Below are 16,847 nucleotides of genomic sequence, written 5' to 3'. Positions count from 1 at the left end.
CGACCCGGAAAAAACAAGCGGCCACCGGATGGCGGCCGCTTGGCGTCCTCCTGAGACCGCCCGGGCCCGGGGCCCCGACGTCTCCAGTACGGATCAATAGAGCCGTTCGAAGCGCTTGCGCTCACGCTGGAGCTTCTTGGCGTGACGCTTGACGGCAGCCGCCGCCTTGCGCTTGCGCTCCGCAGTCGGCTTCTCATAGTGCTCGCGACGACGCACCTCGGAGAGAACACCGGCTTTTTCACAGGAACGCTTGAAGCGACGCAGCGCGACGTCAAACGGCTCGTTATCTCGTACTTTGACAGAAGGCATTAAGCACTCACCTACCTTAGGTAACTAGAGTTCGGTTAGTACGCACACCCCTGCGGGTGGCACGTTTCGCGACGAACAGCCGCCCGGAACGCCCTGAGCGTGCCGGAAATCGGGGCATCGTTCGCAGAATTTCGCCACCTGGGTGCACGACCCAGTCTTGCAGCGCACGATAGTCTAGACCTCACGCCCGGCCTATGCAAATGCTTTCCGCGCCCATTCCACGTAGAATGGCGGCCTTTTCCGAGACACCGAGCCGACACCATGCGCGTACTGGGCATCGAGACCTCCTGCGACGAAACCGGCGTCGCCCTCTTCGACACCGAGCGCGGCCTGCTGGCCGACGCCCTCTACAGCCAGGTCGCCATGCACGCCGAATACGGCGGCGTGGTGCCCGAACTGGCCTCCCGCGACCACACCCGCCGGCTGCTGCCGCTGGTCGAGCAGGTGCTGGATGCCGCGGGCCTGGTCCGCTCGGATCTCGATGCCATCGCCTACACCGCCGGCCCCGGCCTGGTGGGCGCGTTGATGGTGGGGGCCGCTACCGCCCACGGCATGGCCCGGGCGCTGGGCATCCCGGTGCTCGGCGTCCACCATATGGAGGGGCACCTACTGGCGCCCATGCTGGAGGAGGATCGCCCCGCGTTCCCCTTCGTGGCCCTGCTGGTCTCCGGTGGCCACACCCAACTGGTCGAGGTACGCGAGCTGGGCGACTACACCCTGCTCGGCGAATCGGTGGACGACGCCGCCGGCGAAGCCTTCGACAAGGCCGCCAAGATGCTGGGACTCGACTACCCCGGTGGCCCCCAGGTGGCGCGCCTGGCCGAGCATGGCGATCCACAGCGCTTCCGCTTTCCGCGCCCGATGACCGACCGCCCGGGGCTCGACTTCAGCTTCTCGGGACTCAAGACGCACACCCTTACCACCATTCGCCAGCTCGAGGCGGCCGGTGCGCTCGATGAGCAGGCCCGCGCCGACGTGGCCCGCGCCTTCGAGGAGGCGGTGGTCGACACCCTGGTGATCAAGTGCCGCCGCGCCCTGGACCAGACCGGGCTCAAGCGACTGGTGGTGGCCGGCGGCGTCAGCGCCAATACACGGCTACGCGAGCGCCTGGAGCGGGAGTGCGAGAAGCGCGCTGCCCGGGCCTACTATCCTCGCGGGCGCTTCTGCACCGACAACGGAGCGATGATCGCCTATGTGGGGGCAAGCCGGCTGCTGGCCGGCGAACGCGACGAGACCGGCGCGATGCGGGCGGTGCCACGCTGGCCGATGGATACCTTGAGCAGGCCGTAAGCCGCCTAGAGGGGCGGCTCGTCGCCCCGGCCGAGGCGCTGGATATTGAGCACATGACGCACCAGCACCAGTACGGTGAAGGCGATCACCACGACGACGTAGTCCGGCGCCAGCCATAGGCTGGCCAGCGGGGCGACGGCGGCACTGGCCAGCGAAGCCACCGCGGCGGTGCGCACCCGCCAGGCGAGCAGGGACCAGAGCGCGGCACACAACAGGGCCACCCCTGGGGTCAGCACCAGCATCACACCGAAGGCACTGGCCACGGCCTTGCCGCCGCGGAAACGGTGCCATGCCGGATAGCTGTGACCCAGCAGCACCGCCAGGCCCACCACCCCCTGGGCCCAGGGCGGCAACCCCGCCAGCTGGGCCAGCAGCAGCGCCGGCATCCCCTTGGCGGCATCCACCAGCAGGGTCGCCAGCGCCAGTCGACGCCCGTGCAGGCGCAACACATTGGAAAACCCCGGATTGAAGGAGCCCGCCAGGCGCGGGTCACCCACCCCGGCCAACCGGCAGACGGTAAGCGCGCCGAGCCAACTGCCGCTGAGGTAACCCAACAACGCCAGCGGCAGCAGCGTAATCAGTGGCGCCTCCACGACTGCCCCTCCTGCGACGAGAACCCGGCCATTCTGACAGCCCCGCCACGAACTGCCCAGCCGCCAAGGTATTCGGTGCCGCGCCGCTCGCGTACAATCTGCGCCACCTTCACCATAGAGCCGCCCGGAACTCCGCCATGGATCTAGTGCTGATCGAGTCTCTCGCCGTCGACACCGTCATCGGGGTCTATGACTGGGAGCGCACCATCACCCAACGTCTGGTGCTCGACCTGGAACTGGCCACCGATATCCGCCCCGCAGCGGAGCATGACGACATCGCTCGCACCCTCGACTATGCGGCGATCAGCGCGCGCATCCAGGCCTTCGCCACCGAGCATGACGTTGCCCTGGTGGAGACCTTCGCCGAGCGCCTGGCCGAGGTGCTGCGCGAGGAGTTCGGCATCCCCTGGCTACGCCTGACAGTGCGCAAGCCGGGAGCCGTGTCGGCCGCGGCCGCGGTGGGCGTACGCATCGAGCGCGGCTCCCGCCCGGGAGCAGTGTGATGGCCCTGGTCACGGTCAGCATCGGCAGCAATATCGAGCGGGAGCACCATGTGCGCGTCTGCCTGGATGCCTTGGCGGCATCCTTCGAGGGGTTGCGGGTCTCGCGGGTATTCGAGAGCGAGCCGGTGGGCTTCGAGGATGGACGCAACTTCTACAACCTGGTGGCGGCCTTCGAGAGCGACGCCTCGGTGGGTGAGTTGCAGGCCTGGTGCAAGCGCCTCGAGTTCGCCAACGGGCGCAGCGAGGGCAGTCACAAGTTCAGCCCCCGCACCCTGGATGTCGACCTGCTGACCGTAGGCGAGCTCAGCGGCGAGCACGATGGCGTCAGCCTGCCACGCGGCGAGATCACCCACCACGCCTTCGTACTCCAGCCACTGGCCGAGTTGCTACCCGCGGCGCGCCACCCGGTGAGCGGCGAGACCTACGCGAGCCTGTGGCGCCGCTTCGAGCCGGGCGACCAGCGCCTGTGGCCGGTGGCCTTCACTTGGGCCGGGCACGCGATCTCACACCCCGACTGACCCGCCCCATATCCCAGGGCGACCGCAGAGGGAAGCACCGCTCCAGGCTTTCCCGGCGACAGGCCTGTCCTCTACCTCAAGGCGGCATCGATCGCCTCGCGGCGGCGCCGGGCGAGCTCCTCGCCCAGCTCGCGCCCCTTGAACCCCTCCTCCACCAATGACGCCGGCAAGACCTGAGCGGCAAGCCGCCAGGCCACGGCCAGCTCCTCGGCCAGCGCCGGCATCTCCAGGCTCACCAGACTGATCAGCGGCATCACCCGCTCGCTGCGCCGCCAGGCATCGATAGCGTCCAGCCAGGCCAGCAGCCGCGCCCCCTCCGGGGGCGCGTGGCGCGCCTGCGCGACCAGCGCCCGAGTCTTCGCCACCCGACAAGCCAGCTCGAGGTAGGCCTTGGGCTGGCGCAGGCACTCGGCCAGCTCGAGCCGTGCCGCCTCGTCCAGGTGCTCTACCAACCGCGCCCAGCGCCAATGGGCCAGGGCCTCGCCCTCCCCCTCCTCGGGCAGCCGATGCAGCCGCCCCAGCGCCTCGTCCAGCGCCTCCCGGTCGGCGGCCAGCGCCGGCATCAGCACCGCCAGGGCGCCACAGTCGTCGAGCGCCTGGAAGTAGACCTCGGGCCAGGGCTCGGCCAGGGCCTTCTCGGTCTCGACCCAGACCCGCTCGGCCACCAGGTGGGCGATCTCACCGCTCTCCACCAGCTCGCGCATCAGCGCCCGGGTTGTCTCGGCGATGGTGAAGCCCAGCCCCGCGTAGCGGGCCAGGAAGCGTGCGGTACGCAGCACCCGGAGGGGGTCCTCGATGAAGGCCGGCGACACATGCCGCAACACCCTCGCCTCCAGGTCCGCGAGGCCACCGAAGGGATCCACCAGCTCGCCCTGCGGGGTCTCGGCCATGGCGTTGATGGTCAGGTCGCGGCGTGCCAGGTCCTCCTCCAGGGTCACCTCGGGGCTGGCATGCACCACGAAATCGGTATAGCCATGGCCCGCCTTGCGCTCGGTGCGCGCCAGGGCGTACTCCTCGTGGGTCTCGGGGTGCAGGAAGACCGGGAAGTCACGCCCCACGGGACGGAAGCCCCGGCGGCGCAGCGCCTCCGGGGAGGCCCCCACCACCACCCAGTCGGTGTCGGTGACCGGCCAGCCGAGGCGGGCATCACGCACCGCCCCTCCCACCCGGTAGACGGCGAGCCCCTCGACGGCGGCATCGCGAGCCATGCTCAGGCCTCTACCCGGTTGGGGTGGCGCAGTTGCCAGTCGGTGAAGCCGCCATCGAGGCTATAGACGGCCGCGAAGCCCTGGCCGGCCAGCCAGGCGGCGGCCTGCTGGCTGGAGTGGCCGTGGTAGCAGACCACCACCACCGGGCGCTCGACGGGGGTCGTCTCGACAAAGTCGTCCACCGTGTCGTTGTCGAGCCGCTGGCTGCCGGGAATGTGGCCACGGGCGAAGCTCAGGGCGTCGCGGATATCCACCAGCGCCGCATCGCGGCCCTCGTCGAGCCAGGTCGTGAGGGTGGCACTATCGAGATGCTGGAAGCTCATGGAGGCGCCTCGTGTCGGGGGTGAGAGTGAGAAGGGGTGAGAGTGTGAAGGATAGCCGCGTTCAACGCCGCCGGCTGGGTACGCTGATACGCTCGCCGCTCGCCAGGTCCAGGGCCGTCAGGGAGCCTCCCCACACGCAGCCAGTATCCAGCGCACAGGCGTTGACGCGACTGCCGGGGGTCTCGCCGCGCAAGGCCGCCCAGTGGCCGAAGACGAGCCGGGCGTCGTCGCCGCGGGGATAGCGAAACCAGGGGGCGAAGCCCGCCGGGGCGCTGTCGAGGCCCTCCTTGGCGGCGAAGTCCAGGCGTCCCTCGGCATCGATGAAGCGCATGCGGGTAAGGACGTTGACGATGGCGCGCAGGCGGTCGATGCCATCGAGGTCATCGCGCCACTGGTCCGGCGCGTTGCCATACATGCGCTCGAGGAAGGCCCCGGCAGCGTCACCCCCCAGCACCTCCGCCACCTCCGCGGCCAGCGCTGCGGCCCGGCCGGGCGACCACTGGGGCAGCAGGCCGGCGTGGGTCATCAGGGTCTCCTGCTTCTCCAGCGTCTCGCGCAACAGCAGCGGGCGCGACTGCAGCCAGTCGAGCAGCCGCTCGCGATCCGGGGCGGCGAGGATAGCGTCCAGGGTATCCTTGGACTTGAGCGTGGCGCCGCCCCGGGCCACCGCCAGCAGGTGCAGGTCATGGTTGCCGAGCACCGCCAGGGCGGCATCACCCAGGGCCTCGGCCTCGCGCAGGCAGGCCAGCGACCCTGGGCCGCGATTGACCAGGTCACCAGCCAGCCACAACCGGTCACGGCGCGGGTCGAAGCCCAGGGTCTCGAGCAGTTCGACGAACTCGGCATGGCAGCCCTGGAGGTCGCCGATGGCATAGGTGGTCATGGGCTCTCCCGGTATTCGTTTGGGGCTCGAGTGCCGTGAATTCAGTGGACCTGGTTGGGGCAGGCCAGGCGAAAGGGGGCGATGGGCACCTCGAAGGGGCGCTGGGTGGCGGTATCCACGCAGGTGTAGTCGCCCTGCATCACCCCCACCGGCCCATCGAGGATCGCCCGGCTGGTGTAGCGGAAGTGCTGGCCGGGGCCGATCACCGGCTGCTGCCCCACCACCCCCTTGCCGCGCACGTCCTGGACCTTGCCGCTGCCCTGGGTGATGGTCCAGTGGCGGGCCATCAACTGGACGCTGTGGCGCGAGGCGTTCTGCACCGTCACCGTGTAGCTGAACACGTAGCGCCCCTCGCCGGGGGCTGACTCGTCGGCACGAAACTCCGGCTGAACCTCGACACTCACGCCTCGCGCCTCATCCATGGGGGCATCGCCGCTGGCGGCTCGATCGCTCATGGGCTGGCCTCCCCTGTCGCCTGGGCCAGGTGATCGGCGATACGCACGAACTCCGCCACTGAGAGTGTCTGGGGGCGCCGGCCGGGGTCGATGTCCAGCGCCTCCAGCGCCGCGGCGGAGATGCGCGCCTTGAGGTTGTTGCGCAGGGTCTTGCGACGCTGGCCGAAGGCCTCCTTGACAATCGCCGCCAGCAGCGCCTCGTCGCGAGCCGGGTGGGGCAGCACGGCATGCGGCGTGAGGCGCACAATGGCGGAATCCACCTTGGGGCGCGGCACGAAGGCCTCGGGCGGCACCACGAACAGTGACTCGACCCGGCAGCGGTACTGGGCCATCACCGAGAGGCGTCCCCAGTCGGCGCCGCCCGGCTCGGCGGCCAGGCGCTCCACCACTTCCTTCTGCAGCATGAAGTGCATGTCGGCGATGGCAGCGCCGGCCTGGAGCAGGTGGGCGATCAGCGGGGTGGAGATGTTGTAGGGCAGGTTGCCGACGACACGCAGCGGCTCCCCCTCGCCACGCAGGGCGCAGAAGTCGACCTTGAGGGCGTCGCCCTCGTGGATGACGAAATCGGGATAGTTGAAGAACTGCACGCGCAGCCCGGGAATCAGGTCGCGGTCGAGCTCGATCACCTCCAGGCGACCGCCGGCGGCCTCCAGCAGCGGCTCGGTGAGCGCCCCCTGGCCGGGACCGATCTCGACGATCCGCTCGCCGGGGCGCGGCCCGATGGCCCGCACGATACGCGAGATGATGCCGCGGTCGCGCAGGAAGTTCTGGCCGAAGCGCTTGCGGGCCTGATGAACCGGGGGGCGAGATGCCATTCAGGGGTGTCCTTCTATCACTAAATAGTCCAAATATCGCAGTGCCGCTGTCTCGGAGCTGATCCGGCGACAGGCCCTTCGCGGAGGCGCTGTGAATACCTCCCTGTACGCTACCGATTCCTTCCCTGGAATCGGACCTCCGCTACGGCCTATCCCCGGCGCCCCTCGGGCGACACTCGCTTGCGTTCAGCTTCACGCACCGCGGCCGGCCATCTCCGCGGCCAGCGCCACGGCGACCCGCAGGCTACCCGGATCGGCGCGGCCCGTGCCGGCCAGCTCCAGGGCGGTACCGTGGTCCACCGAGGTGCGCACCAGTGGCAGGCCCAGGGTGATATTGGCCGCGCGACCGAAGCCGGCATACTTGAGTACCGGCAGGCCCTGGTCATGATACATGGCCAGCACCGCATCGACCCCCTGAAGATGGCGCGGGGTAAACAGGGTGTCGGCGGGCAGCGGGCCGTCGAGGCGCAGCCCCTCGGCGCGCAACGCCTCCAGGGTCGGCTCGATCACCTCGATCTCCTCGCGCCCCAGGTGGCCCCCCTCGCCGGCATGGGGATTGAGGCCGCAGACGGCAATGCGCGGCGCGGCCAGGCCGAACCAGCGGGTCAACTCGGCATCGAGAAGGCGCAGCACCCGCGCCAGGCCTTCGCGGGTGATGGCCCCGGCGACCTCACGCAGCGGCAAGTGGGTGGTGGCCAGCGCCACCCGCAAGGCAGCGCTCCCTGTCCCGTTGGGCCGATCGGCGTGCAGGGCGGCATCGGTGGCGAGCATCATCACCACCTCCTCGACGCCGCAGGCGTCGCGCAAGTACTCGGTATGGCCGGTGAACCCGGCGTGGCCCGCATCAAGAATCACGCCCTTGTGCAGCGGCGCGGTGACCATGCCCGCGGCCTGGCCCGTGCGACAGCCGCGGATCGCCACGTCCAGGGTCTCGAGCACATAGTCGGCATTGGCAACCTCGAGCACGCCGGGGCGCACCGGGGCACGCAGTGCCACCGGCCATACCGGCAGCCGACCGAGGCGCGCCGCTGGCACCGCCTCGCCCGGGGCGAGCTCGACCAACTCCACCGCCAGGCCGAGGGCGGCGGCGCGCTCGGCGAGCAGGCCGGGGTCACCCACCGCCACCGGGCGGGTGCCGGCCACGCCCTCGGCGGCCAGCATCAGCACGAGTTCGGGCCCGATGCCCGCGGGCTCACCGCTGGTCAGCGCCAGGACCGGCGCGGCGAGGGTCGTCATCAGCGCTCGTCGAGGCGGTTGTCGACGAAGGCCTGGGAGCGGATCTCCTGCAACCAGGCGCCGAGCTCCTCGTTGGCCTTGCGCTGGAAGAGGGCCTGCTGGGCCTGCTCGCGGCCGACGCCTTCCTGCTCCATGAAGCGTTCCACCTCCCGCTCGGAGAGATTGACCCGGCTGCCCACGCGACGCTGCTGCAGCTGGCGCAGGGTCAGCTCGCGGCGGATCTCCTCGCGTACGCCGGCCAGCGTCAGGCCGTCGGCCTCCAGGGTATCGGCGAACTGCTCCAGGCTCATGCCGTTGCGCTCGGCGATGCCACGCACCTGGCGGTTGAGGTCGGTGTCATCCACCGTAAGTCCGGCCTCATCCGCCATCTGCCACTGGATCTCCTCGAGGATCATCTGCTCCAGGACCTGCTCGCGCAGGGTCCCGGCGGGGGGCAGCTCCTGCTGCTGGGCACCCATCTGGCTGCGCACCTGGGCGAGGCGATCCTCGAGCTGGCTCTGCATGATCGCCCCCTCGTTGACCACCGCCACGATACGGTCCAGCGACTGGCGCTGGGTGGACGGAAACTCCTGGGCCTGGGCGCCGACCGGCACGGCGGTGAGGCCCAAGGCCATGGCCAGGCCGGCGGCCAGGAAGGGGGTGCGGCGACTGCGCATGCTGTGCTGTCCTTTCATCATTTCTCTCTAACGGGCCATCCGGCTCAGAAGGCGGTACTGCGGTAGCCGGGGATGGCCTCCTCGAAGTAGCTGTCGGCCCCGCGGCCCACGCCGCCGAGGCCCTTGAACACGAAACGCAGGAAGACCCCGCGATCGGTGAAGTCATCGGCCAGGATGCCGGTGTCGTTGTCGTCGATCCACTCGCGCCACACCAGCTGCACGCCGTAGCAGCAGTCGTTCCACTGCACCCCGGCGAGCTGCTCCAGGGCGCGGTCGTTAGTGTTGTCGTAGAGCAGGCGACCGATCAGGTCGACGCGCCGGCCGGCCTTCCAGGCGAAGGAGGCGTCGTACTCCTCGCGATCATAGTTGCGAAAGTCGTCGTCGAACTGATCCAGCGAGGGATCGAACCCTTCGAGCTCCCAGCGGTAGCCGAGGTTCAACGCGTGCCCTTTCGGCGAGCGGTACTGCAGGTCGACCCCGGCGCGCTCGGTACGCTCCAGGTCGTCGTCATACAGCCACTGCCAGCGGGTGCGCCAGCTCTCGGTGAGCTGCCAGTCGGCGTTGGCGACCAGCGGCGAGCGATCGCGGGTGGCGCGATAGTAATCCGCGCCGTTGGTCGGCAACTCGTCGGGGTTGCCATCCATATCGATGCTGCGGTCCTCGAAGTAGAGCGCCTGGCCCAGCCCCAGGGAGAGCCGCTGGCGGCCGCTGTCGTCATCCAGCAGCCGCGACTCGAGACCCAGGGAGAGGCGATTGAGGTCGCCGACCCGGTCGCTGCCCGAGAAGCGGTGCGGCGACCACAACTGGTTCCAGGAGAAGGCGCGCTCGCTGGTGTCGAAGTCGGGGAAGTCGCTCTGGTCCCGGGCCGGCACATAGGCGTAGTTGGCGCGGGGCTCAAGGGTCTGGCGGTAACCCCGTCCTCCCAGGTCGAGCTCGCGCTCGAACACCAGGCCGGCGTCCACGGAGGTAACCGGCACGCTGCGGGTCAACGAGGTGTCGCGGTCGGTGTCGCGCTCGCCGTAGTCCAGCGCGTAGGCAGTGCCGAGCCACTCCAGGCGCGGCTCCAGGTGACCCCAGCTCTCGTCGAAGCGCCAGCCCACGGCCGGCGCAAGATGCAGCCGCGAGCCGGTGGCCGATTCACGATCAAAACGCTCGGTATTCGGTAACGCTGCCTCGTCGATGTCGCGCCAGAAGTAGCTGTAGTTACTCTGCCACTGCTGGTAGAAGCCGCTCTGCTGGTTCCAGCGCGCCGCCGCAGTCAAGCTGGGCAGGCGATAGAAGGGCTTGTCCAGCTCCTGTAGCGGGTCGTCGAGCTTCTGGAACCCCTGGGCCCGAGCATCAAGGCGCCAGGTGTCGCCGCGGTAGTCGATCTGGGCCAGGCGCTCCATGGCCGTGGTGTTCTGCTCGGCGAAGTCGCTGCCGAAGTCGTCGAAGTAGCGGCCGTCGCTGGCCGCGCCATAGCGCAGCTGGTAGCGGCTGCGCGGACTCAGGGTGCCGGCGTGGCGGTAGTCGAGATACCAGCGCTCCTCGCCCTCGAAGCGACGCGCCGCATCGTTGGGGTTGTCACTGTCACCGCCATCGTCGCTGTCCAGCCAGGCGCCCTCGATCTGCCCGGCCGACTCGGCGAACAGGTAACGGTACTGCCCACCCAGCAGCAGGCCACGATCGCTGATCCAGCGCGGCGTGATGGTGGCATCCTGGTCCGGGGCGATGTTCCAGTAGAAGGGCTGGGCGTAGTCCAGGGAGTCGGTGGAGAAGCCCACCGCCGGCCACAGGAAGCCGGTATGGCGACGGTCATCGATGGGAAAGCGCACCCAGGGCCAGTAGAAGACCGGCACATCCTTCACCTCCAGCCGGGCATGGCGGGCGGTGCCGAACCCGCTTTCGCGATCCAGCACCACATCGCCCCCCACCAGGCGCCACAGGTTGTCGCCGGGATCGCAGGTGGTGAAGCTCGCCGCAGAGAACCGATAGCGGCCGTCCTCCAGGCGCGCCAGGCGCTGGGCATCGCCGCGCAGATGGCGGTCGTGGATAACGTAGTGCGCCTCGTCGACACTGGCGGCGTCGTTCACCAGCGAGAGTTCGCCGGCACTGCCACGCACCAGCAACCCCTGGTCGCGCAGCGTCAGGGGGCCCTCGGCGAAGGCGCGCTCCCGGCTGGGCGGCACCCGCACCTGGGGGGTCTCGAGCTGGGCGTTGTCGCGGCGCAACACGACCTCGCCGCGCAGCAGGGTCCCGCCATCCTCGCCGTAGCTGGCGCTTGCCGACTCGCTGGCCACCTTGCCGGGCTCGGGGCGGGGCAGGCGGTAGTCGGGCATCACATAGACGCCGCGGCACAAGGAAGCCCCCGGGTTCTCGCTGCCCCAGGGGCGGAAGTCGAGTTGCTCGGCAGGCAGGGGCTCCGGCGGGGCCGCCAGCAGCGGGCCGCCGCAAAGACCCGTGGCCACCAGGCCTGCAAGGGCCTTCCATGAGAGTCGCTTGCCCATGTTGGTCGATGTCCTTGGCGAGGTGAAACGCTATTATACAGGCCGCCGTCGGCCTGTCCTGCCGGCGGTGGCGGCGCAGCGCCCAGCATGCGGCGCCCGCCTACGACCGTCAACCGGACACCCCGACCCAGGAGCCACCTCATGACCGACGCCGCCCTCGACGCCTCGCGCCGCGAACGGCTCGCCCGCTGGGCTGCCGAGCGCCACGCCCTGACGCCCGCCACCCTCGACCTGCGCCTGGCCGCCGGCGACGCCAGCTTCCGCCGCTACTATCGCCTGACCCTGCCCGGCGGCACCACCCGCATCCTGATGGATGCCCCACCCGAGCAGGAGGACAGCCAGCCCTTCGTGGCCATCGCCCGCCGCTGGGAGGCCGCCGGCCTGCCGGTACCGCACCTTCACGCGGTCGACCTGGAGCTGGGATTCCTCGAACTGGAGGATCTCGGGGACACCCCCCTGCAGTGTCGCTTCGGCGATGAAGGCGAGATGCTGGCCTGGCACGAGCATGCCTTCGCGCTGCTTCACGACCTGCAGAACCGCGCCAACCCCGAGCCGCTGCCGCGCTTCGATGCCGCCCTGCTCGAGCGTGAACTGGAGCTCTTTCCCGAATGGTGCCTGGGCGAATGGCTGGGCCTGGCGACGCCGCCAGGGTGGGCGGCGCTGCGCCAGTCCCTGGTGGAACAGGCGCTGGCCCAGCCGATGGTCACGGTGCACCGTGACTTCGACGCCATGAACCTGATGGTGCGAGGCGATGCGCTGGTGCTGATCGATTTCCAGGACGCGGTGGCAGGCCCCATCGGCTACGACCTGGTCTCGCTGCTGCGCGGCCGCTACTGCCGCTTCGATGCCGCACGCTTCGCCGCCTGGGTCGAGGCCTTCCGACACCGTGCCGTGGCCGACGGGCGCCTGCCCTCGAGCACCAGCGCCGCCGCCTTCCTGGCCCAGGCCAACGCCATGGCCGCCCAGCGCTCGCTCAAAGTGCTGGGCATCTTCTGCCGCCTGACCCTGCGCGACCACAAGGCGGGCTATCTCGAGCGGCTGCCCCACTTCCTCGCCCACCTCGAGGACAGCCTGGGCGGCGTGGCGGGGCATGAGGGCTTCAAGGCCTGGCTGGCCGACGCCTTCCGTCCCACCCTGCTGGCACGCCTGGAGGGCATGCCATGAAGGCGATGATCCTCGCCGCGGGGCTCGGCACCCGCATGCGTCCGCTCACCGACCACTGCCCCAAGCCGCTGCTTCCGGTGGGTGGCCGGCCGCTGATCGTCCACCACCTGGGGCGCCTGCGCGCGGCGGGCATCACCGAGGTCGTGATCAATGTCAGTTACCGTGCCGAGCAGATCATCGCGGCGCTGGGCGATGGCGCGGGCCACGGCGTGAGCATCGCCTGGAGCCGCGAGGCGACGCCGTTGGAGACCGGCGGCGGCATCCGCCAGGCGCTGCCGCTGCTCGGTGCCGCCCCCTTCCTGCTGGTCAACGGCGACGTCTGGTGCGATCTCGACCCGGCCACCCTGCCCGCGCTCAGCGACGGCGACCTGGCACGGCTGGTGCTGGTGGACAACCCCGACCACCACCCGGCGGGCGACTTCCACCTCGACGCCGCCGGCCGGCTCCACGCCGGGGGCGAGCCACGCCTCACCTACGCCGGCATCGGCCTGCTCGACCCGGCGCTGGTGGCGGCCGAGCCCCAGGGCGCCTTCGCCCTGGCGCCGCTGCTGCGCCGCGCCATGGCCGAGGGGCGCGTGGCCGGCCACCACTACCGCGGCCGCTGGGTCGACGTGGGCACGCCGGAGAGACTCCGTGCGCTCGACGTGGAGTTGACTCGATGCTGAGCGAGAGGCGCCGGAATAGCCTCGAGCGGATCTGCGCCGCGCGGGTGAGGCTGAGCTAACGCGGCGCAGCTGCTATGCTGATCGTCATTTTTCACCGCGGCTTCAACAAGCCCACAACCAGGGGCGCCGGGGACAGCCCCGGCTATTCTGCAAGCGACCGACAAGGACACTCGAGACATGAAAGCCACAGTGAAATGGACCGACGGCCGCCAGTTCGTCGCCGAATCGGGAAGCGGCCATAGCGTGGTCATCGACGGGCCGCCCGACCACGGCGGCCGCGACACCGGCCCCCGCCCCATGGAGCTGCTGCTCATGGGCATGGGTGGCTGCACCTCCTTCGATATCCTCAATATCCTCGAGAAGGCCCGCGCCGACGTCAGCGACTGCGTGGCGAGCATCGAGGCCGAGCGCGCCGATGCCACCCCCAGCGTGTTCACGAAGATCCATGTCCACTTCACCGTCACCGGCAAGGGGCTCAAGGAAAAGCAGGTCGCGCGCGCCGTGGAGCTCTCTGCCGAGAAGTACTGCAGCGCCTCGATCATGCTGGTCAAGGGCGGGGTCGAGGTGACCCACTCCTACACCATCGTCGAGGGCTGACCCGCAGCGGGCCCATGACAGGACGGCGCCACCCGAGGGTGGCGCCGTCCTGTTATCGGTAAGCGGGATGCACCTGATGCGCCGAACACCGTAGATCGCGCGGTTGCCCGCAGGAACGCCGACTACCCAGCCGGCCAGGTAAAGCGTCGGCCGCCCATCAGGTGCATGTGAATATGATAGACGGTCTGGCCGCCAAGGTCATTGCAGTTCATCACCACCCGGTAACCCTCCTCGGCGAAGCCTCGCTCCTTCGCCAGGCGCGAGGCGGTGAACTGCAGGCGTCCCGCCAGCGCCAGGTCGCCCTCCTCGAGGTCATTGAGGGTGGCGATATGCTTCCGGGGAATGATCAGCAGGTGGGTCGGCGCCTGGGGATTGATGTCCTCGAAGGCCACCACCTGGTCATCCTCGAAGACGATCTCGGCGGGAATCTCGCGGTTGATGATCTTGCAGAACAGGCACTCCATCTCTCGAGCCTCCTCTCTCGTCGGGTTGGTCGCGCTCAGCGGAATCGGCGCTGGGCCAGCAGGTGACGCACCAGCGGCCCCAGGATCAGCTCCATGGCCAGGGAGACCCGCGCCCCGGGCACCACCAGGGTATGGGGACGGCTCATGAAGGCATCCGGAATCATCGCCAGCAGGTAGGGGAAGTCCACCGTGGCCGGTTCGCGGAAGCGAATCACCGCGAAGGACTCGGCATCGGTGGGAATGTCCTGCACCTCGAAGGGGTTGGAGGTGTCCACCGTGGGCACCCGCTGGAAGTTGATATGGGTACGCGAGAACTGCGGCTGGATATAGCGCACATAGTCGTCCATGCGCCCCAGGATGGTGTCGATCACCGCCTCCTGGGAGTAGCCACGCAGCTTGGTATCGCGATCGATCTTCTGGATCCATTCCAGGTTCATGGTCGGCGCCACGCCCACCAGCAGGTCGACGTGACGGGCGATGTCGTGCTCGGGGGTGACCAGGCCACCGTGCAGTCCCTCGTAGAACAGCAGATCGGTACCGTAGGGTAGCGGCTGCCACTCGGTAAAGGTGCCGATCTGGTACCCCGCCTCGATCATCTGCTTGTCTTCGGCGTGGATGTACTGGCGATAGGTGCCACCACCGCCATCGCCATACTCCTGGAAAAGCGTCTCGAGCTCCTCGAGCAGGTTGGCCTCCACGGCGAAGTGGGACAGCTCCCCCTTGTCGGATGCCTCGCGGAAGGTTCGCGCCAGCTCTTCACGGGTATAGCGGTGGAAGGCATCGCCGTCGACGAAGGCGGCATGCACATCTTCCCTGGCGAACATGCGCTCGAAGGTGCGCCTGACGGTGGTGGTGCCGGCCCCCGAAGAGCCGGTCACGGCGATGATCGGGTATTCACGGGACATCAGGACCCTCCCGTCCCGGCGATGGCCGCGGCCACGGCCTCGGGTATCGTCACCGGGCGGCCCGTCGCGGGGTCCACCAGCAGCAGGTTGAGGCGCGCCGTGGCCACCGGCCGCCCCCCCTCGGCGTGACACACCCGCTGAAAGACGGTGAGCGCCTTGCCACGAGGGGCGGGGATCGCCGTCTCCACCAGCAGGGCATCGGGCCAGCGCGCCTCGGACTGATACTGCACGGCGAGGTCCGCCACCACGCTGGGATAGCCGCCCAGGTCCCATTCGGTGAGCCCCAGCGCGGCCAGGGCCTGGATGCGCGCCTCGTGGAGCAGCGCCACCAGGGCATCATGGCCCAGGTGGCGACCGTAGTTCATGTCGGTGACGCGTACCGTCAGCGGCTGACGGTGGACGATGGCCGCCTCGGGAAAATCGAGCCTGACACGCTCCATGCTTGCCTCCCATGTTGCTATTGTTATGACGCGAGGCCGGAAGTCAGCGCTCGTCGCGCTCACGGACGATGGCGCGATGGGCGATGTCACGGCGGCAGAAGGCGCCCTCCCAGCGGATGGCGTCGACCCCGCGGTAGGCGTTCCCGGCGGCCGCCGAAACGCCTTCGCCCAGGGCGGTGACGCAGAGCACCCGGCCACCGGCGCTGACCAGTTGGCCGTCTCGCTCGGCGGTACCGGCATGGAACACCTTGCAGCCGGTGGCCTCGGCGGCCTCGAGCCCCTCGATGGCATCGCCCTTGCGATAGCTCCCCGGATAGCCCCCGGCGGCGAGCACCACGCCTACCGCGGCGCGCTCATCCCACTCGCAGGCCTGGCCAGCCAACTCGCCCCGCGCTCCTGCCAGGCACAGCTCGGCGAGATCGGAGCGCAGGCGCAGCATGATCGGCTGGGTCTCGGGGTCGCCGAAGCGGCAGTTATATTCGATCACCTTGGGGTTGCCCACGGCGTCGATCATCAGGCCTGCGTAGAGGAAGCCGGTATAGGGGTGCCCCTCTGCGGCCATGCCACGCACCGTCGGCATGACCACCCGCTCCATGATGCGCTCATGCACCTCGGGGGTGACCACCGGCGCCGGCGAGTAGGCGCCCATGCCTCCGGTATTGGGGCCACTGTCGCCCTCGCCCACCCGCTTGTGGTCCTGGCTGGTGGCCATGGGCAGCACGGTCTCGCCGTCCACCATGACGATGAAGCTGGCCTCCTCGCCGTCGAGGAACTCCTCGATCACCACCCGGGCGCCGGCATCGCCGAAGGCGTTGTCCTCGAGCATGTCGCGCACCGCCGCCTCGGCCTCCGCGAGGCTCATGGCGACGATAACGCCCTTGCCGGCCGCCAGGCCGTCGGCCTTGATCACGATGGGCGCGCCCTGCTCGCGCAGGTAGTCGAGGGCCGGCGCCACCGCGGTGAAGGTTCGGTAGGCGGCGGTGGGGATGGCGTGGCGCGCCAGGAAGTCCTTGGTGAAGGCCTTGGAGCCCTCGAGCTGGGCGGCGCCGGCGGTAGGGCCGAAGATCGCCAGGCCCGCCTCCTGGAAGCGGTCCACCACGCCGGCCACCAGCGGCGCCTCGGGGCCGACGATGGTGAGGTCGACGGCGGCATCGCGAGCGAAGACCAGCAGGCCCTCCAGGTCATCCGCGGCGATCGCGACATTGGTCAGCCCGGGCTCCCGGGCGGTGCCGGCATTGCCCGGCGCCACATAGGTCATCGCCACACTGGGCGACTGGGCGACCTTCCAGGCCAGAGCGTGTTCGCGGCCACCGCCGCCGATGATCAGCACCTTCATT

Annotated in this window: 20 protein-coding genes; 6 read left to right on the top strand and 14 right to left on the bottom strand. The window is 69.5% G+C overall.

Features of this window, described 5'->3' with window-relative positions; all coding sequences use genetic code 11:
- Positions 1-93: 93 nt before the first annotated feature.
- Positions 94-309, bottom strand: a complete 216-nt coding sequence (gene rpsU / locus NFH66_RS03040) for a 30S ribosomal protein S21 (RefSeq protein ID WP_016416934.1) — start codon at positions 307-309, stop codon at positions 94-96.
- Positions 310-570: 261 nt separating this feature from the next.
- Between rpsU and tsaD the strand changes: the two genes are divergently transcribed.
- Entirely contained in the window at positions 571-1,599 is a 1,029-nt protein-coding gene (gene tsaD, locus NFH66_RS03035) for a tRNA (adenosine(37)-N6)-threonylcarbamoyltransferase complex transferase subunit TsaD (protein ID WP_349608271.1), read from the top strand.
- A gap of 5 nt (positions 1,600-1,604) precedes the next feature.
- On the opposite strand, the gene plsY is transcribed toward tsaD, so the two are convergent.
- Positions 1,605-2,192, bottom strand: a complete 588-nt coding sequence (plsY, locus tag NFH66_RS03030) for a glycerol-3-phosphate 1-O-acyltransferase PlsY (RefSeq protein WP_502878628.1) — start codon at positions 2,190-2,192, stop codon at positions 1,605-1,607.
- Positions 2,193-2,329: 137 nt separating this feature from the next.
- Between plsY and folB the strand changes: the two genes are divergently transcribed.
- Entirely contained in the window at positions 2,330-2,695 is a 366-nt protein-coding gene (folB, locus tag NFH66_RS03025; RefSeq protein ID WP_349608269.1) for a dihydroneopterin aldolase, read from the top strand.
- Complete coding sequence (gene folK / locus NFH66_RS03020; protein ID WP_349608267.1) at positions 2,695-3,213, top strand: 2-amino-4-hydroxy-6-hydroxymethyldihydropteridine diphosphokinase; 519 nt, start codon at positions 2,695-2,697, stop codon at positions 3,211-3,213. The genes folB and folK overlap by 1 nt, the downstream gene beginning before the upstream one ends.
- A gap of 71 nt (positions 3,214-3,284) precedes the next feature.
- Here folK and NFH66_RS03015 read toward each other — a convergent pair whose 3' ends face one another.
- The 8 genes from NFH66_RS03015 to NFH66_RS02980 form a co-directional block, all read right to left on the bottom strand.
- Complete coding sequence (locus tag NFH66_RS03015) at positions 3,285-4,421, bottom strand: tRNA nucleotidyltransferase/poly(A) polymerase-related protein (protein ID WP_349608265.1); 1,137 nt, start codon at positions 4,419-4,421, stop codon at positions 3,285-3,287.
- A gap of 2 nt (positions 4,422-4,423) precedes the next feature.
- Positions 4,424-4,744, bottom strand: a complete 321-nt coding sequence (gene glpE, locus NFH66_RS03010) for a thiosulfate sulfurtransferase GlpE (protein WP_349608263.1) — start codon at positions 4,742-4,744, stop codon at positions 4,424-4,426.
- Positions 4,745-4,805: 61 nt separating this feature from the next.
- Positions 4,806-5,627 carry a symmetrical bis(5'-nucleosyl)-tetraphosphatase gene (locus NFH66_RS03005; protein ID WP_349608261.1) on the bottom strand — a complete coding sequence of 274 codons (822 nt, stop codon included), beginning with the start codon at positions 5,625-5,627 and terminating at the stop codon, positions 4,806-4,808.
- A 41-nt stretch (positions 5,628-5,668) separates the two neighbouring features.
- Positions 5,669-6,082 (bottom strand): Co2+/Mg2+ efflux facilitator ApaG/CorD, encoded by a 414-nt coding sequence (apaG, locus tag NFH66_RS03000; RefSeq protein WP_349608259.1) that lies wholly within the window; start codon positions 6,080-6,082, stop codon positions 5,669-5,671.
- Positions 6,079-6,897, bottom strand: a complete 819-nt coding sequence (gene rsmA / locus NFH66_RS02995; protein WP_349608257.1) for a 16S rRNA (adenine(1518)-N(6)/adenine(1519)-N(6))-dimethyltransferase RsmA — start codon at positions 6,895-6,897, stop codon at positions 6,079-6,081. The genes apaG and rsmA overlap by 4 nt, the downstream gene beginning before the upstream one ends.
- A 192-nt stretch (positions 6,898-7,089) precedes the next feature.
- Positions 7,090-8,133, bottom strand: coding sequence for a 4-hydroxythreonine-4-phosphate dehydrogenase PdxA (gene pdxA, locus NFH66_RS02990; protein ID WP_349608255.1), 1,044 nt, complete (start codon positions 8,131-8,133; stop codon positions 7,090-7,092).
- Positions 8,133-8,789, bottom strand: coding sequence for a SurA N-terminal domain-containing protein (locus tag NFH66_RS02985; protein WP_349608253.1), 657 nt, complete (start codon positions 8,787-8,789; stop codon positions 8,133-8,135). The genes pdxA and NFH66_RS02985 overlap by 1 nt, the downstream gene beginning before the upstream one ends.
- 44 nt (positions 8,790-8,833) lie before the next feature.
- The gene (locus NFH66_RS02980; RefSeq protein ID WP_349608251.1) at positions 8,834-11,275 is read right to left on the bottom strand and encodes an LPS-assembly protein LptD; all 2,442 of its coding nucleotides are present in this window, start codon (positions 11,273-11,275) and stop codon (positions 8,834-8,836) included.
- A gap of 141 nt (positions 11,276-11,416) precedes the next feature.
- Between NFH66_RS02980 and NFH66_RS02975 the strand changes: the two genes are divergently transcribed.
- From NFH66_RS02975 to NFH66_RS02965, 3 genes are all read left to right on the top strand, one after another.
- A complete protein-coding gene (locus tag NFH66_RS02975) occupies positions 11,417-12,439 on the top strand; it encodes an aminoglycoside phosphotransferase family protein (RefSeq protein WP_349608250.1) in 1,023 nt (340 codons plus the stop codon).
- Positions 12,436-13,104 carry an N-acetylmuramate alpha-1-phosphate uridylyltransferase MurU gene (gene murU, locus NFH66_RS02970; protein WP_349608248.1) on the top strand — a complete coding sequence of 223 codons (669 nt, stop codon included), beginning with the start codon at positions 12,436-12,438 and terminating at the stop codon, positions 13,102-13,104. Before NFH66_RS02975 ends, murU begins: the two co-directional genes overlap by 4 nt.
- 177 nt (positions 13,105-13,281) lie before the next feature.
- Positions 13,282-13,701 carry an OsmC family protein gene (locus NFH66_RS02965; RefSeq protein ID WP_349608246.1) on the top strand — a complete coding sequence of 140 codons (420 nt, stop codon included), beginning with the start codon at positions 13,282-13,284 and terminating at the stop codon, positions 13,699-13,701.
- 122 nt (positions 13,702-13,823) lie between these two features.
- On the opposite strand, the gene NFH66_RS02960 is transcribed toward NFH66_RS02965, so the two are convergent.
- From NFH66_RS02960 to purD, 4 genes are read right to left on the bottom strand one after another with little or no spacing between them, the layout of a single operon-like run.
- Positions 13,824-14,165 carry a histidine triad nucleotide-binding protein gene (locus NFH66_RS02960; RefSeq protein WP_349608244.1) on the bottom strand — a complete coding sequence of 114 codons (342 nt, stop codon included), beginning with the start codon at positions 14,163-14,165 and terminating at the stop codon, positions 13,824-13,826.
- Between the two features lie 35 nt (positions 14,166-14,200).
- Complete coding sequence (locus NFH66_RS02955; protein WP_349608242.1) at positions 14,201-15,070, bottom strand: phosphoribulokinase; 870 nt, start codon at positions 15,068-15,070, stop codon at positions 14,201-14,203.
- Positions 15,070-15,510 (bottom strand): acyl-CoA thioesterase, encoded by a 441-nt coding sequence (locus tag NFH66_RS02950; RefSeq protein WP_349608240.1) that lies wholly within the window; start codon positions 15,508-15,510, stop codon positions 15,070-15,072. The genes NFH66_RS02955 and NFH66_RS02950 overlap by 1 nt, the downstream gene beginning before the upstream one ends.
- Positions 15,511-15,553: 43 nt before the next feature.
- Entirely contained in the window at positions 15,554-16,846 is a 1,293-nt protein-coding gene (gene purD, locus NFH66_RS02945; protein WP_349608238.1) for a phosphoribosylamine--glycine ligase, read from the bottom strand.
- Position 16,847 lies beyond the last annotated feature (1 nt).

The organism is Halomonas sp. H10-9-1, assembly GCF_040147005.1.
In the GTDB taxonomy this organism is placed as follows: domain Bacteria; phylum Pseudomonadota; class Gammaproteobacteria; order Pseudomonadales; family Halomonadaceae; genus Halomonas.
The sequence above is the reverse complement of the archived record's forward strand: the minus strand, read 5'-3'. Positions and strand labels throughout refer to the sequence as shown.

What these genes read in the sequence shown, in the direction of transcription:
- rpsU (WP_016416934.1), bottom strand. Translation starts at nt 309, where the DNA reads ATGCCTTCTGTCAAAGTACGAGATAACGAGCCGTTTGACGTCGCGCTG.
- tsaD (WP_349608271.1), top strand. Translation starts at nt 571, where the DNA reads ATGCGCGTACTGGGCATCGAGACCTCCTGCGACGAAACCGGCGTCGCC.
- folB (WP_349608269.1), top strand. Translation starts at nt 2,330, where the DNA reads ATGGATCTAGTGCTGATCGAGTCTCTCGCCGTCGACACCGTCATCGGG.
- folK (WP_349608267.1), top strand. Translation starts at nt 2,695, where the DNA reads ATGGCCCTGGTCACGGTCAGCATCGGCAGCAATATCGAGCGGGAGCAC.
- NFH66_RS03015 (WP_349608265.1), bottom strand. Translation starts at nt 4,421, where the DNA reads ATGGCTCGCGATGCCGCCGTCGAGGGGCTCGCCGTCTACCGGGTGGGA.
- glpE (WP_349608263.1), bottom strand. Translation starts at nt 4,744, where the DNA reads ATGAGCTTCCAGCATCTCGATAGTGCCACCCTCACGACCTGGCTCGAC.
- NFH66_RS03005 (WP_349608261.1), bottom strand. Translation starts at nt 5,627, where the DNA reads ATGACCACCTATGCCATCGGCGACCTCCAGGGCTGCCATGCCGAGTTC.
- apaG (WP_349608259.1), bottom strand. Translation starts at nt 6,082, where the DNA reads ATGAGCGATCGAGCCGCCAGCGGCGATGCCCCCATGGATGAGGCGCGA.
- rsmA (WP_349608257.1), bottom strand. Translation starts at nt 6,897, where the DNA reads ATGGCATCTCGCCCCCCGGTTCATCAGGCCCGCAAGCGCTTCGGCCAG.
- pdxA (WP_349608255.1), bottom strand. Translation starts at nt 8,133, where the DNA reads ATGACGACCCTCGCCGCGCCGGTCCTGGCGCTGACCAGCGGTGAGCCC.
- NFH66_RS02985 (WP_349608253.1), bottom strand. Translation starts at nt 8,789, where the DNA reads ATGCGCAGTCGCCGCACCCCCTTCCTGGCCGCCGGCCTGGCCATGGCC.
- NFH66_RS02980 (WP_349608251.1), bottom strand. Translation starts at nt 11,275, where the DNA reads ATGGGCAAGCGACTCTCATGGAAGGCCCTTGCAGGCCTGGTGGCCACG.
- NFH66_RS02975 (WP_349608250.1), top strand. Translation starts at nt 11,417, where the DNA reads ATGACCGACGCCGCCCTCGACGCCTCGCGCCGCGAACGGCTCGCCCGC.
- murU (WP_349608248.1), top strand. Translation starts at nt 12,436, where the DNA reads ATGAAGGCGATGATCCTCGCCGCGGGGCTCGGCACCCGCATGCGTCCG.
- NFH66_RS02965 (WP_349608246.1), top strand. Translation starts at nt 13,282, where the DNA reads ATGAAAGCCACAGTGAAATGGACCGACGGCCGCCAGTTCGTCGCCGAA.
- NFH66_RS02960 (WP_349608244.1), bottom strand. Translation starts at nt 14,165, where the DNA reads ATGGAGTGCCTGTTCTGCAAGATCATCAACCGCGAGATTCCCGCCGAG.
- NFH66_RS02955 (WP_349608242.1), bottom strand. Translation starts at nt 15,070, where the DNA reads ATGTCCCGTGAATACCCGATCATCGCCGTGACCGGCTCTTCGGGGGCC.
- NFH66_RS02950 (WP_349608240.1), bottom strand. Translation starts at nt 15,510, where the DNA reads ATGGAGCGTGTCAGGCTCGATTTTCCCGAGGCGGCCATCGTCCACCGT.
- purD (WP_349608238.1), bottom strand. Translation starts at nt 16,846, where the DNA reads ATGAAGGTGCTGATCATCGGCGGCGGTGGCCGCGAACACGCTCTGGCC.